The sequence below is a fragment of the Curtobacterium sp. Leaf261 genome (genome assembly GCF_001422205.1).
Lineage (GTDB): Bacteria > Actinomycetota > Actinomycetes > Actinomycetales > Microbacteriaceae > Curtobacterium.
The window spans coordinates 160,453-173,822 of record NZ_LMMJ01000009.1; the positions used below are offsets into that span (position 1 = coordinate 160,453).

The following is a 13,370-nucleotide window of genomic DNA, read 5'->3' on the forward strand; positions in this document are numbered from 1 at the left end:
CGGTGACCGGCGGCCGACCTCGCTGACCCGCACCGTCCCTCCAGACCGGTCGCGGATCCGGTCGCGGACCCGGTCGCGGACCCGGTCGCGGACCTGGTCACGGCTCCAGCGCGAGCTTGCCGCCGGGGTGGCCGGACTCCAGGAGCTCGAGCGCCGCGCGCGCCTCGGACAGCGGGAAGGTCCGGGCGACCGGCACGACGAGTTCGCCCGCCGCAGCGAGGTCGACGAGCCGCTGCCGGACGGAGTCCCGGAACCGAGCGCTCTCCGGGTCGTTGCCGGCGACGGTCCTGACGCCCTCGCGGCGGCCGCGTGACGCGTTGGCGATCGTGACGATGCGTCCGCGATCCGCGACGAGTTCGAGCGAGACGTCCATCGCCTCATCGGTCCCGACGCAGTCGAATGCGGCATCGACGCCACCGCCGCCGGTCATGGCGCGGACGCGGTCCGCGAGATCGTCCCCGTAGACGACCGGCTCACCGCCGAAGCGTCGGACGACGTCGCCGTTCGCCGCGGAGGCGGTCCCGATCACCCGGGCTCCGAGCCGCGCAGCCTGCTGCAGGACGCTCACCCCGACCGCACCCGACGCGCCGTGCACGAGGACACGGTCCCCCTCACCGACGCCGGTGACCCGGAGCATGTCGGCCGCGGTCGACCCCGCCAGGAACAGGTTCGCGGCTTCGGGGAAGGTCAGTGTCGGCGGCTTCGCGAAGACGTCCGCAGCGGGGACGGTGATCTCGGTGGCGTATCCACCGCTGACGCGGAACGCGATCACCTCGTCCCCGACGGCACCACCCCCGGACGCGATCTCGGTCCGGGCCCCAGCGTCGGACGCGGCGCCCCCGGACGCGGCACCCTCGGACGCGGCACCCTCGGACGCGGCGCCCCCGGACGCGGCGTCATCGCCGGGAGCCGCGCCGATCGCCGTCAGGACCCCGGCCACCTCGTACCCGATCGCGATCGGGAGTCGCGAGGGATCGTCACCGGCCGCGGCCGTCGTGTGCTTCGAGTCCGCCGGGTTCATGCCCGCGGCGCGGACCGCGATCGTCACCTCGCCCGGTGCCGGCGCGGGGACGTCCGTCTCGACGTACTCGAAGACCTCGCTCCCGCCGAACCTCGGTGCGATCCAGTGCATGGCCATGACGGCTCCTCCCGCTGACGTCGGGTCGCGCCGGAGGGACCGGCACCCGCACGTCGAGTGAACGCGCGGTGGCTCCAGGACAGCCGAACGCCGCACCGAGGCCCGCGGTACCCCGTTCTGGGAGTGCGTCGACGCGCGTCGAACCGGTACCGTCGACTGGCCGAGGACACCACCCGGCGACACCGACGAGGACCGGAGCCACGTGACGTACTGGACGGACGAGCGGATCGGACCCAGCGCGCGGCCGCCGACCCGACGCCGAGACCACCTCCGCCTCTGGATCGTGCTCGCGGTGGTCGTCGGCCTCGTCCTCGGCACGGTCGCCGGTGCCGTCACCACCGCTGACCGGAGTCCCGCGACGCTCCTCGACCGGTTCACGGCGCCGATCTCCTGGAGCTCGTGCGGCGGCGGCTTCCGCTGCGCCAGCGTCGACGCGCCCCTCGACTGGGGCGATGCGGGATCGAGCAGCATCCACCTGGCACTCATCCAGCACCGTGCCACGGGCAAGCGTCTGGGATCGCTGCTCGTGAACCCCGGTGGGCCCGGCGGATCCGGCATCGACCTCGTCGGGTCCGGTGCCGAGAACGCGGTCACCCCGGACGTCGCCGAGCGCTACGACGTGATCGGATTCGATCCGCGCGGCGTCGGCTACTCGAGCCGGGTCCGCTGCGGCGGGGCTGCGGAGCTCGACCGCTACCTCTACCCCGACCTGCCCGGCGACATCGGGTCCGCCGAGTGGCTCGCAGCCGACCGGAAGGCCGCCGACCGGTTCGCGGACGCCTGCGCCGAGCACACCGGCAAGCTCCTGGCGCACGTCGACACCACGAGTGCGGCGCGCGACATGGAACTGATCCGCGCAGACCTCGGCGAGGCGAAGCTCAACTACCTCGGGTACTCCTACGGCACAGCGCTCGGTTCGGTGTACGCCGGGCTCTACCCGAAGCACGTCGGCCGCTTCGTGCTCGACGGTGCCGAGGACCTCTGGTCCACGAGCGACACCGACGCCAGCACCGCGCAGGCGGCGGCGTTCGAGGGCGACCTCCGCGCGTGGATGCGGGCCTGCCTCGCGGGCAAGAAGGCCGCGACGGGCAGCCGTTCCTGCCCGTTCGACGATTCGCTCGACGGCAGCATGTCGCGACTCAAGGCGCTGCTCGACGACACGGAGGCCACGCCGCTCCGTACCGCCGACGGTCGGGAGCTCACCGGTGCCGTCCTCGCGACCGCGATCGCCGCGACCCTGTACAGCACCTCGACCTGGTCCGACCTGACGGCGATGCTCACCGCGACGCTCGCCGGCAACCCCAAGCCCGCGATGAAGCTCGCCGACCAGTACAACGGTCGACGATCGAACGGCAAGTACTCCGGCAACGAGACCGAGGCGTTCACGGCGATCGGCTGCCTGGACTTCGGGGCGGACGACGACACCGGCGACATGCGCGCGGACGCCCGTCGTCTCGCGAAGGCCGCGCCCGTCCTCGGTCCGTACCAGTCGTACGGCTCGGTCACCTGCGGCGCGTGGAAGTACGGCCCGGTCGACTACCCGGCCCCGGTGACCGCCCCGGGGGCGGATCCGATCATCGTCGTCGGCACCACCGGCGACCCCGCGACGCCGTACGCGGACGCCGAGTCCCTGGCTGCGCGGCTCGACTCGGGCCACCTCGTCACGAAGGTGGGACAGGGCCACACCGCGTACGACCTCGGGAACACATGCATCGACGACACCGTGGACGCGTACCTGCTGCGCGGCACCGTCCCGACGAAGGACCCGCGCTGCCGGTAGGCGCGCGACCGCGCGTCACGCAGTGATCCGTTCCGGACGGGAGGCGCGGCACCGGCCCGCACCGTGCCTCCCGTCCGGCCACTGCGTACCGTGCCTCCCGTCCGGCCACTGGTCGCGTCGTGAGGCCGACCCTGCGGTGGATCGATGCGGGCCGTCGTCCGTGGCGTCGGTAGCCTTGCGCGATGGACACCTCACCGACACCGCAGTCGCTCGTCCTCAGCATCCGCCACGACGGCCGCGTGCTGTTCGAACTCCTCGCCGACTGGTACACGGCGCTCGACGTGACCGAGGTCGACGCACACGACACCGAACGGATCAGCGCAACGATCCGCTACTGGGCGGCCCAGCGAACGTGGACGGCGACGCATCGTGGGACGGCGAGGAGCGCGCACGGAACCGGCTATAACCGCACCGTCGTCGTCGTCATCTCCGCACGACCGGGGATCGCGTTCCGGAGATTCAGCACCGCGCCGGATGCGATGGCAGCCCGGTTCGCGGCGGTGTTCGGCGCCGGGCCGCTCGATCCGACCTCGCAGGAGGTCGCCGATCTCGCCCGCACGATCGCGGCAGACACGCGCCAGTTCTTCCGACGGTCGCAGCGTCGCGCGGAGGTCCGGATCGCCGGCGGACAGTACCTGGCGATCATGGAGGGCTACATCGCGGAGATGCGCGCGATGACCGACATGCGCGACCAGGACTTCGCGTACGAGTCCGTCCGCGCGGGGATCGGCGCGATCATGGACGACGAGGACTACCTGCTCCTCGCGGAGGACGAGCGTGCCCGCGCGCTGTACGGCGAGTTCCTCGACCAGCAGTCGGAGCTCTACAACTGGCACATGGACATCGCCAAGGGCGGCGTGGTCAGGCCGAGGTGACCTGGTCGGCGCCGGCGCCGTCCGCGATCGCGACCACACGGTCACGGATCGCCCGAAGTGTCTCGTCGCGCTGGCTGGCGAACGCGGCGGCGTCCCGCTCCGCGAACGGCGTGTGGAAGGTCGCTCGGTGGACGGCGATGTCCCCGCCGTCGCCGTCGCCGTCGCCGTCGCCGTCGCGCCAGGTGATGACGCAGGCACGGCCGACCATCTCGGACCGCACCGTCCCGGGGACGACTGACTCCCAGAGCTTCGCCGTGCGCGGACGGCCGCGATCCGCCGCGAGCCCGATCCGCTCGCGCAGGATCACCCACCGCAGAGCGTCGTCCCGTGTCGTGAACGAGGCCTCGACACCCTCTCGTGCCGAACGGGACCAGCTCACGACGACGAAACCAGGGTCCGCGTCTTCGAGGGTGAACGCCACGTCGGCGCGCCTCCCCTCCATCAGCGGCGCGATCTGGACCGTGACGGAGTCGTACCCGACGTCGTCGCGGAGGAACGCGACCACGTCCACGATCATGCGATGACCCCCCGGTCGCGGACGTCCTTCGAGCTGCGCAGGATCAGGATGAACCGGTCGAGTGCCTCCGTCTCGTCGTCGAAGACGAGTTCCGGCGGGTCCTGCCGGTGTGGGGCGCTGTCGATGTCGTCATCCGTCACGGAGGACATCCAACCACCCCGGTAGGCTGGCTCGATGCAGTTCGCGGCGGCCCGGGAGACCCTCGATGGTCTCGGTTTCACCACCCAGTTCGTCATCCTCCCCGGTGAGGTCCCGGATCGCCCGCCACTCGAGGGCGTGCTGCGCCTCTCCGCCGGTGACGGCCGGTTCCTGCTCGAATGCGTCGACTACGGGCAGCCGAGGACCCTCGCGACCCTCACTGACGAGCACCAGGCGGTCGAACGGGTGATGACGTACCTCGAGCAGCCACTCCCGGCACCGCGCGTCGTGAACCGTGCCGAACTCGACCAGCTGTCCACCGCGTCGCGCGAATCGACGCCGGTCCTCCGGACACAGGTGGCCGGCGCTCCCGGCGGTGAGTTGCTCGTGGACGTGCCGGTCGGCACGGCGCTCGATCGGATCGGCGGACCCGACGGGTGGATGGTGAACCCCCTCGGTGCCTCGTTCGAGAGCCGCGCGCTGCCACCGTTCGCACTGCAGGAGCCGTCGACGGTGCATCAGTTCATCGTGAGCGAGTCCGTGCTGATGCGTGTTCAGGTCGTCCGGCCGTGGTTCGGGCAGCCGGGTGGAACACTCCGGTTCGTCATCGCCGATGACGGGATCGGGCTCCGGGACCTCGTGTCGAGCGGCGTCCTGACGCAACTCGTGCTGGGCGTCTGACGCGCACGTGGAGCTGCTCGCCGGGGGCTCGTCAGTCGCGGGCGCTGGCGAGTGCTGCCGGAGCATCGGGCGAGGTCAGCGCGGCGATCAGCACCGGGACCGGCACGGTGCACACCTCGGCGAACTCGTAGGCGAGGGTCTCGGAACGGTGGTCGGTGAACCGCGCGCTCCGATCCGGGGCGATCTGCACGATCCAGCCGTCGTCACGGCGGTGCATCTCGACGCCGGGAGCGGTGTCCGGGGGCTGCTGGGCACCGGCCCACGGGTCGGGTGAGCCGGTTCCGCGGAGCAACGAGCCGGCCTGCAGCAGGAGGATGATCCGGACGACGTCCTCGCCGTCACGGCACACCGCGACCGGATCCTCTTCGGATCCGCGCTGGAACGAGTGCACCGTGAACACCGAGCCGTCGTGCGTGACCTCCACCTCCCAGTCGAGATCGCCGTAGATGAGGGAGCGATCACTCGTGGGGTAGGCCCGCACCTCGGTTGCGATGCCGTACTCCGGGTTCGAGAGCACTGCGGCGAGGTCATCCGAGAACGGCAGCGCCGGCGCAGCCACCGGGCCGCCGGGGCCGACGCTCACTTGACCACCAGGACCGAGCGGAGCGCCGGCGTCTTGCCGAGCCCCGGACGGAGCATGTCCTCGACGCTCAGGGGCTTGACCCCGTCGAGCAACCGGACCTGCAGCCCGCCTCCCGGTTGCCCGAGCGCGGGAGCGACACGGCTCACCTCGATCGTCCATCCGTTCGCCTTCGCCGCATCGAGGTCGATCGAGTACTGGTGGTAGTCCTGACGGAGGCTGCCCGGAGCGATCGCACGCTCCTCGAACGACGTCCCGGGGAACGACAGGAACGAACCGTTCTCGCCGCCGAACCGATCGATCGTCGTCGAGTAGTGCTCGCCGAACCTGGTCGGGTCGGTGAAGTCGATCCGCTCACCCAGGGCCGCTCCCGCGTCACCCGGGTACCTGACCCAGCCACGCGTGGGGTCCTTCGGGTCCTGGACGACGTAGCGCTCTTCCCATTCCTGTCGGGTGAGCGCGTGGCCGTCGTGGACGTCGTGGCCGTAGTAGCCGTCGGGGCCGGGATCGCTCGTCAGGAGTTCGCGAGCCATGGGGTTCATGTCGTCGACACCGGCGCCCGTCAGCGTCGAGTCACCCGGGGCCCGGTACGCCGCACCGAGGACACTGGAGTCCGGCTGGACGTCACCGTACGTCGGCAGGAGCGGATCGCCGCGGACGCCGTGGGTCTTGTCCCATCCCGGCCCGTGGTCCGCGGTCGACTGGGTCGGGTCGTCGTGCAGCGGACCGCCACCGGGGCCCGAGTGCTCATCGCCGAACGCGGTGTGTCCCCCGGTACCGCCCGCGCCCGATCCAGCGTGGTTCCCGCCGTTCGCGTCGTCCCCGGTGTTCCCGTCATGCCCGTCGGACGGGCCGTCACCGTGGTCGGAGACGTTCCCGTTGCCGTCGGTCGATCCGTCGCCGTGGTCAGATGCGTTCCCGGACCCGCCGTGCTCCGAGCCACTACCGGACCCGCCGTGGTCCGACCCGCTGCCGGACCCGCCGTGCTCCGAGCCGCCGTGTTCCGAGCCGCCACCGTGGGTGACGGTCACCGGCTCCTGGACCGGCGCATGGGAGCCGGTGCCGGCGTCGTCACGGACCGGCGGCACGTCGACGTCGGTGTGCGCGTGCGAGTTGAAATGGAACTCGCCGGACTTGAAGTGCGGCATGTGGTCCATCGTGAAGTGGAACCCGCTCTTGACGGCGGCACCGATCGCGCTCTCGATCTCCGAGAGCTTCGGGAGCACCAGGTGCAGCCCCTTCGACACCCAGGTCCCGAGGTCGAGCAGGTCGAGCACCCTGCCCGTCTTCGCCGCCCCCTCCGCGACGACCTCGCCGACCTTGCCGAGCTTGCCCGCCTTGCCGACCGCGCCGACACCACCGAGGAACAGCGAACCGATGTTCCACACCGTCTGACCAGCGGCGGTGCCGGGGTCCTTCGACCACTCGTCCCAGGCGATGGTGTCCTTGCCGAGCGCCGTCCAGGTCGCTCCGGCGTTGCCCCAGTCACCCCACTTGCCCGTCTGCGGGTTGTAGGAGATCAGCGACCCCATGCCGCTCCATGCCTGCCCCGCGGCGTCCCAGTCGCCGAACCCCTTGCCGGTGATCCCGACGAGCTGCCCGAGACCCTTCACGGTGCCCCAGATGCCGTCGACGACGACGCCCTTCAGCAGGTTCGGCACGAACATGCCGGTCTTCTCGGCGCAGGACTCCTTGCGTGCCTCCGCCGTTCCCCAGGGCAGCTTCGTTCCCATCGGGAGCTCGCTGTAGCCGTACCCGAGCGGGTCGTCGTCCCCGGTGATCGCGTGGAGCGGGGGCAGACAGGAGATGGCCCGGATCGTGTTCGAGCACGTCCGTTCGGCCGCCTGGTACGCGACGACCTGGTTCGCGACGCCGTTGATGATGTCGTTGTTCTCGCCGTTGAGCGTCTCGTCCTGGTCCCACGACTCGGTGGTCGTGACCGGCCCGTCCATGGTCTGCGTGGTCTCGGGCGAGAAGTTCGCCACGTCGGCGTGCAGCTGTGTGGCGCGCGTGACGTACGACTTGAGCTTCGCGACGATCGGTGTGACCTCGGTGACGAAGTCGTCGAGTGCCTTCGCCACGATGTCGAGGTTGTCGCCGAACGAGGTGCCCTGCGGCCCGATCGGTGTCATCGCGTCGTAGAGGTCCTGATCGCCGGGGCCCTCGTAGACCCCCGAGATCGGTGTCCACGCGGTGACCACGTCCGCCGTGCCGTCACGAACGCCGGACGCCACGGTCCGGAGCGAGCTCGCCCCGGCGCTGACACCGCCCAGATCCACATCGGTGTAGGGGATCGCCCCTGTGTTGACCAACCCGCTCACGGTCTGTCGTCCCCCTGGTTCGCCGCGCCGTTCGGTACGGACGCGGATGTCGCGGTGCTGCTGCTGCTGTCACCCGTCGGGTGACGGGCTCCCGGAACGACGATCAGGGCTGGCTCTCGAGCGCCGTGAAGTCCCCGCTCGAGGCCGCCGCGACGGCCATCGCCTGTGTCTTGCCGGCCATGTCGTCGTCGCCGTCGATCACGGCCTGAGTCGCGCCGGACGCGCCCATGAGCGACGCCCGGATGCGGTCCGTGATACCGCTGAGGACCGGCTTCTGATGCTCGAAGAACCCGATGATCGACTCTCCGATCACCTGGGACTGCGCCGCCGTCGCGGCATCCTGGACGATCGTGTCCACGCCCGCGACCGAACCGTCTTCCGTGCCGCCCAAGGCCGAGCTGATCTGCTCGGCCTTGGCGGTCACGGAGTTCAGGACACCTTCGACCCCGGACGGGTCGACGCGCCACCCATCGACCACGGTCGACTAACCGATGTTGCCGACGGCCGACTTGGCCTTGCTGATCGCGCCCTGCGCCGACTCGTCGTTCGACTGCAGCGACGAGCGGAGCGTGGTGATGATCGACCGGACCTCTGCCGCCACCGTGTTCCAGCGCTGTTCCTTGGCGTGGTACTCGTCCGACACCCCGTCGGCCTGGTAGTCGGCCATCGCGGCCTTGACGTCGCTGTCGCGCTGCGAGATCAGCGACTCGAGCTGTGCTGCCACCGCGTTGAAGTTGTCCTGCGCGTTCTGCGATGCCGCGACGTCGTAGTCGCGACGGTCTGCCTGGTTGCCACCTGTGCTCATGATGGTTCTCCCTTCCCGAGTTCCGTCAGGAGCGGGCGCCGAAGCGCGCCGCGTCGAAGTTGGAGCTGCCCTCGAAGGACCGCGTGGACTCGGACATGTCCTGGTCACCCTCGGCGAAGGAACGGTCCATGCCCGAGATGCCCTGCAGCACGCTCGAGAGCGCGCCGTTCAGCTCGTTGGCGATCGAGTCGGTCTCCGACTTGAACTTGTCGAACGCCGCGCGACCGGCGCCGTTGAACTTGCCCTGCAGCGGCTCGGCCGAGTCGGCGAGCCGGCGGACCAGCGTGCCGAGGTCTCCGGACGCGTTGGACGTCTGCTTGGTGAGGTTCGTCAGAACCTGCGCCCCCATGGCGAACTTCATGTCGTCTGCTTCCTTTCGTTCCCCGCCCCAGAACGGGTGACAGATGTTGCCGACAAGCCTAACCCCCGAGGTGCCGCCACGTCACGGGTCCATACGGGCGTATCCACCGAGCCCGCGATGACGGTCCTCTCGGCCATACTTGGACTGCCGAGGGGAGGTGTGGCATGACGACGACAGCGCTCGAGACGATGGTGCCGATCCTGACGTGCGGGGCGTGCGGTGCACCCACGACGTCGGGACAACGGTTCTGCACCGACTGCGGCGTGCTCCTCGGACGAGCAGCACTGGTCGCCGACGTCGACCTCCTCCGCGGCGTCGTCCCTGCACACGGGGGCCGAGTGAGCCTCGCCCGCCTCGTCGACACCGTGGTCTGCCTCGTCGCCGGCGGTGTCGCTGCGCTCCTCCTGCTCATGTGGCAGTCCAGTGCCCCCGGTCGGCCGCACCCGGTCACGGCCGCGATCGTCGGCGCAGTCCTCGGCATCGTGGTCGGCGCGATCTCGATCGCCGTCGGCGCGCGCCGCTCGGGTCGTGGTCCGGGTGGACTGCTCGTCGGGACGCGCGCCGTCGACGCCACCACGGGCCTCCCGGCCGGACCGTTCCGAGCCGTGCACGCGCTCGTCACCCCCAGCCTCCGCGCACCCCGCACCGTGCTGCCGTTCCGCGGACCGTGGGCACGCGCGACGGGGACCATGACCGCGAGTCTCCGCGACGGCGGTCGCGACCCCCTGGCGCCGGCGAGCGCACCGCTCGGTGTCACGTACGGGGCCGCCGCTGCATCCGGTGTCCGGCCCCGCATGGGCGGCACCGCACCGGGGTCGATGGCACACGGCACCGGGTCCGATGCCGGTGACCTCGCCGGCTCGGAGGCGACGCGCATCGGCTCCGCCGCCGTCGGCGCCGTCGCGCACGCGCCGCTGCCGGCCGACGCCGACGTGCCGGAGGGAGCGGCCGTCATCACGTTCGACTCCGGAGCGGTGCACTGGTTCACGACCACGTGCGTGATCGGCCGGAACCCCGGAGGCGAGGACGGCGTGACCGTCATCGCGGTCCCCGACCTCTCGCGGACGCTGTCCAAGACGCACGTCGCGCTGGTCCGCGGCGACCGGTTCGTCACGGTGCGCGACCTCGGCTCGACGAACGGCACGTCGCTCGTCCACCCGGACGGCCACGTCCAGGAGCTCCTGCCCGACGTCGACGTCGACGTCCCCCCGACCACGACCGTCCGGATCGGCGACCACGCGTTCCGACTCGACCGGACGGCGGGGGCGGCGCCGCGTGACGACGACGCCGCCGTCTCCGGGACCCGCCCCGCCGGCGACGTCGTCTCGTCCGGTGCCCACGGCGGCATCGCCCCGACAGACGGGGCGGGGCGATGAGCGATCCGCAGCAGAACGAGCTCCCCGCGAAGCACCCGCTCTCCGACTCGGAGGGCGACGGCTCCGTGCGGACCGAGAGCCGCGCGCGGATCGTGCACCTGAGCTCCGGTCGCCTCGACCTGCTCGGCAAGGTCGCCCGCGCGGGGGGACGGACGATCCTCGTCACCGACGGGTTGTCGCGGATCACCGAACCGTTCCGCGCCCAGCTCGAGGAGCTCGGCGGTCGCTGGGTCGTGCGCGGGCTCGACGAGCTCCGGAACGGGCTCACCGGTCGGCACCTCGACACGTTCCCGGACGCGATCCACGTCGGCCCGCCGGAGGGTGTCGACGACATCGCGCTGGCCTACCTCCGGACCGAACCGCCCGAGGTCACGCAGCTCGTCTTCTCCGCGTCCGTGCGACACCGAGCAGCAGACGAGACCCTGCTCGGCGGCACGCTCGAGGTCCTCGCGACCGCGATCGGCGGGGCGACGCCGACCGGCTGGGGTACACACGAGCCCGCGGGCCGACCATGGGACCGAGCGGCAATGACCGCGTTCGCCCGGGAGCGGATGCCGGGCACGTCACGGCTCGTCGCCACCGGCAGCCGCGACGCACCGCTCGCCGCGACCGTCACGGTGCAGCGCACGGACCACGGTGTCGAGGAGCTCGTCACCGGACTGGCGTCGCTCGGGCCGATCGACGCGAACACGACCGTCGACCGTGTGACGGCGCTCCCGGATGCCCTGACGCGGCTCGCCGCCGCGCAGCTCCCCCTCTTCGCGCTGCTGCTCACACGCCCCGGTCGAGCCGACCTGCTCCACACCGCGCTCCTGCCGGCCCCGCCAGCCCCGGTCGCGATGCTGATCGGCGCACCCGCCGTCCGGGAGCTCGGCCTCGAGCCGGCCCGGTTCGTCCAGGAGTTCGGTGCCGTCGTCGCCGGTCGCCCGCGCATCCCGGCGCTCGTGTTCCCGTTCCGCGGGTCGGCGGCACGACAGGTCTCGTCCCTCGGCGAGGTCCTCCGGTCGATCGGCGTCGACCGGGTCGCAGCCGCCACCGGCATGCCGGAGTCCGCACACCAGGAGGTGCGCCGTGCCGCACAACAGTGACGCCGTCCTGCTCGAGAGCGTCTCGACGCATCGACGCCGACTCCGCCAGGCCTTCCTGCTCGGGCGTCTCGCCGACCGGCGCCAGGTGAACGACAACGTAAAGCGACTCATCGGGAGCATCGTGCTCGCGGCCGTGGCGGGTGTCGGGTGCCTCGGGTACTCCTTCGTGACGACGACGCTCGCCAAGCAGGCCGCAGCGACGGCGGCCACGAGCAGCCCGTTCCCCGCGCCGACCACGAACGGGACACCCGCCACGAACGGGACGCCCGCCGCGAACCGGACGCCGACCACGATCTACACGCCGGGCAGCACCCCCGGTGGCGACTCCACCCGAGCCCCGGAGGGCAAGTGACCGACTTCACCCGCGTGACCGTCGTCGGGACGGACCGCCGCGCCGACGTCGTCGTCGCGTCCGACGAGCCGTTCGCCGGACTCCTGCCACGCTTCCTCGAGATCCTCGGCGAGCGGATCGCCGACTCCGCGCACCCGTTGACGCTCGTGCGGGTGACCGGCGAGGAGCTCGACCTCGCGGCGGGCTCGTCGGCGCAGACCCTCGCCGACGGCGAGATCCTGCATCTCGTGCGCCGTGCGGACGCTCCACCGCCGCCGGAGGTCTCCGACGTCACGGACGCCGTGGCCGAGTCGCTGGCACGCCGATCCGACACGTGGGGCGATGCGCCGCGGCAGGCGGTCGGCGCGACCCTCGTCGGCGCAGTGTCGCTCATCGGCGGGCTGCTGGCGACACCGCTGCTCACGGCGACCTCCCGTGTCCGGGACACCGCCGATGCGGCGACCTCGCCCACGATCGTGCCGGTGGGCCTGCTCGTCGCCGGTGTGGTGCTCGCCCTGGCCGCGCTGGTGCTCGGTCGAGCGGGTGCCAGGTGGACGGCCATCGCCTGCACTGCGGCCGCCACGGGACTCGCGCTGCCGATCGGCGTCGCCCTGGCCGTGCTCTCCCCGAGCGACGGCATCCCGATGGCCGCCACCATCACCGTGCTCTGGGCGTGGATCGCGCTCGGCGTCGGACTCGGCATCGGTCTCCGGATGCGCTCGGCTGCGGTGGCGTCGGTGGTCGGCGGGGTCCTGGCTGCGATCGCCGTCGTGATGTGGCTCACGCCGTCACCGGTGCCGGCCGGATGGGGCGTCGTCGCGGTCGCCGCCGTCGTCGCGTGCGGTCTGCTCCCCTGGTACGCCATGTCGGCTGCGGGCCTGACCGGACTCGACGACCAGGTGTCCGCCGGCGGCCTCGTCCCGCGGGAGCGCGTCGCCGGATCGCTCGCAGATGCCTACCGTGCTCTCGGGTGGACGACGGCCGCGGTCGCCGTCCCGCTCGCACTCGCCGCGTCGGCACTGCTCGCGTCGGACGACGGCTGGTCCATCGCGCTCGGTGCCGTCACGGTCCTGGTCACGGCGCTCCGCACCCGCTCGTTCCCCCTCGCGGTCCAGGGCGTCTTCCTCTGGGCGGCCGCCGGGATCGCCGTCGTCTCGGGGATCGTCGCGCACGCGACCGACCTCGGGTGGACCGCGATCATCGGGGTCGTCGTCGTCGGGGTCGTCGCGGCGCTGCTCGCCGGGATCCGGCCAGCCGCCCATCAGCGGGCCCGGCTCCGTTCCCTCGGCAACGCCCTCGAGACCATCGCGGTGATCGCGATGCTGCCGGTCCTGCTCGGCAGCTTCGAGCTCTACGCTCGACTGCTGGAGACGTTCTGA

15 protein-coding genes are annotated in these 13,370 nt (G+C 71.7%); 7 read left to right on the forward strand and 8 right to left on the reverse strand.

Translation table 11 applies throughout. From position 1 onward, the window contains the following. Window positions 1–97: 97 nt before the first annotated feature. Entirely contained in the window at window positions 98–1,138 is a 1,041-nt protein-coding gene (locus ASF23_RS11850) for a quinone oxidoreductase family protein (protein WP_055953657.1), read from the reverse strand. A gap of 202 nt (window positions 1,139–1,340) precedes the next feature. Between ASF23_RS11850 and ASF23_RS11855 the strand changes: the two genes are divergently transcribed. Both ASF23_RS11855 and ASF23_RS11860 read left to right on the forward strand, forming a co-directional pair. After that, window positions 1,341–2,918, forward strand: coding sequence for an alpha/beta hydrolase (locus ASF23_RS11855; protein ID WP_055953660.1), 1,578 nt, complete (start codon window positions 1,341–1,343; stop codon window positions 2,916–2,918). A gap of 182 nt (window positions 2,919–3,100) precedes the next feature. Beyond that, the gene (locus ASF23_RS11860) at window positions 3,101–3,793 is read left to right on the forward strand and encodes a hypothetical protein (RefSeq protein WP_055953663.1); all 693 of its coding nucleotides are present in this window, start codon (window positions 3,101–3,103) and stop codon (window positions 3,791–3,793) included. Here the strand turns inward: ASF23_RS11860 and ASF23_RS11865 are convergent. Next, window positions 3,780–4,310 (reverse strand): hypothetical protein, encoded by a 531-nt coding sequence (locus ASF23_RS11865; RefSeq protein ID WP_055953666.1) that lies wholly within the window; start codon window positions 4,308–4,310, stop codon window positions 3,780–3,782. The genes ASF23_RS11860 and ASF23_RS11865 overlap by 14 nt on opposite strands. Next, a complete protein-coding gene (locus tag ASF23_RS18345) occupies window positions 4,307–4,450 on the reverse strand; it encodes a hypothetical protein (protein ID WP_156364483.1) in 144 nt (47 codons plus the stop codon). Before ASF23_RS18345 ends, ASF23_RS11865 begins: the two co-directional genes overlap by 4 nt. A gap of 34 nt (window positions 4,451–4,484) precedes the next feature. On the opposite strand from ASF23_RS18345, the gene ASF23_RS11870 reads away from it, so the two are divergent. Next, a complete protein-coding gene (locus tag ASF23_RS11870; RefSeq protein ID WP_055953669.1) occupies window positions 4,485–5,129 on the forward strand; it encodes a TNT domain-containing protein in 645 nt (214 codons plus the stop codon). A 31-nt stretch (window positions 5,130–5,160) separates the two neighbouring features. Here ASF23_RS11870 and ASF23_RS11875 read toward each other — a convergent pair whose 3' ends face one another. The 5 genes from ASF23_RS11875 to ASF23_RS11895 form a co-directional block, all read right to left on the reverse strand. Beyond that, window positions 5,161–5,712 (reverse strand): hypothetical protein, encoded by a 552-nt coding sequence (locus ASF23_RS11875; protein ID WP_055953672.1) that lies wholly within the window; start codon window positions 5,710–5,712, stop codon window positions 5,161–5,163. Next, window positions 5,709–8,021, reverse strand: a complete 2,313-nt coding sequence (locus tag ASF23_RS11880) for a TNT domain-containing protein (protein WP_156364484.1) — start codon at window positions 8,019–8,021, stop codon at window positions 5,709–5,711. Before ASF23_RS11880 ends, ASF23_RS11875 begins: the two co-directional genes overlap by 4 nt. A 112-nt stretch (window positions 8,022–8,133) precedes the next feature. Beyond that, window positions 8,134–8,508, reverse strand: coding sequence for a DUF6507 family protein (locus ASF23_RS11885; protein WP_055953678.1), 375 nt, complete (start codon window positions 8,506–8,508; stop codon window positions 8,134–8,136). A 6-nt stretch (window positions 8,509–8,514) separates the two neighbouring features. Next, on the reverse strand, window positions 8,515–8,835 hold the full coding sequence (locus ASF23_RS11890) for a pore-forming ESAT-6 family protein (protein ID WP_055953681.1): 321 nt from the start codon (window positions 8,833–8,835) through the stop codon (window positions 8,515–8,517). A 25-nt stretch (window positions 8,836–8,860) separates the two neighbouring features. Further along, entirely contained in the window at window positions 8,861–9,196 is a 336-nt protein-coding gene (locus tag ASF23_RS11895) for a WXG100 family type VII secretion target (protein WP_055953684.1), read from the reverse strand. 164 nt (window positions 9,197–9,360) lie between these two features. On the opposite strand from ASF23_RS11895, the gene ASF23_RS11900 reads away from it, so the two are divergent. From ASF23_RS11900 to ASF23_RS11915, 4 genes are read left to right on the forward strand one after another with little or no spacing between them, the layout of a single operon-like run. Continuing rightward, window positions 9,361–10,572: an RDD family protein gene (locus ASF23_RS11900; protein ID WP_055953687.1), complete on the forward strand. Its 1,212-nt coding sequence runs from the start codon at window positions 9,361–9,363 to the stop codon at window positions 10,570–10,572. Further along, window positions 10,569–11,660: a DUF6177 family protein gene (locus ASF23_RS11905; RefSeq protein WP_055953690.1), complete on the forward strand. Its 1,092-nt coding sequence runs from the start codon at window positions 10,569–10,571 to the stop codon at window positions 11,658–11,660. Before ASF23_RS11900 ends, ASF23_RS11905 begins: the two co-directional genes overlap by 4 nt. Further along, on the forward strand, window positions 11,644–12,012 hold the full coding sequence (locus tag ASF23_RS18695; RefSeq protein ID WP_200919349.1) for a hypothetical protein: 369 nt from the start codon (window positions 11,644–11,646) through the stop codon (window positions 12,010–12,012). Before ASF23_RS11905 ends, ASF23_RS18695 begins: the two co-directional genes overlap by 17 nt. Beyond that, window positions 12,009–13,370 carry an EsaB/YukD family protein gene (locus tag ASF23_RS11915; RefSeq protein ID WP_055953693.1) on the forward strand — a complete coding sequence of 454 codons (1,362 nt, stop codon included), beginning with the start codon at window positions 12,009–12,011 and terminating at the stop codon, window positions 13,368–13,370. The genes ASF23_RS18695 and ASF23_RS11915 overlap by 4 nt, the downstream gene beginning before the upstream one ends.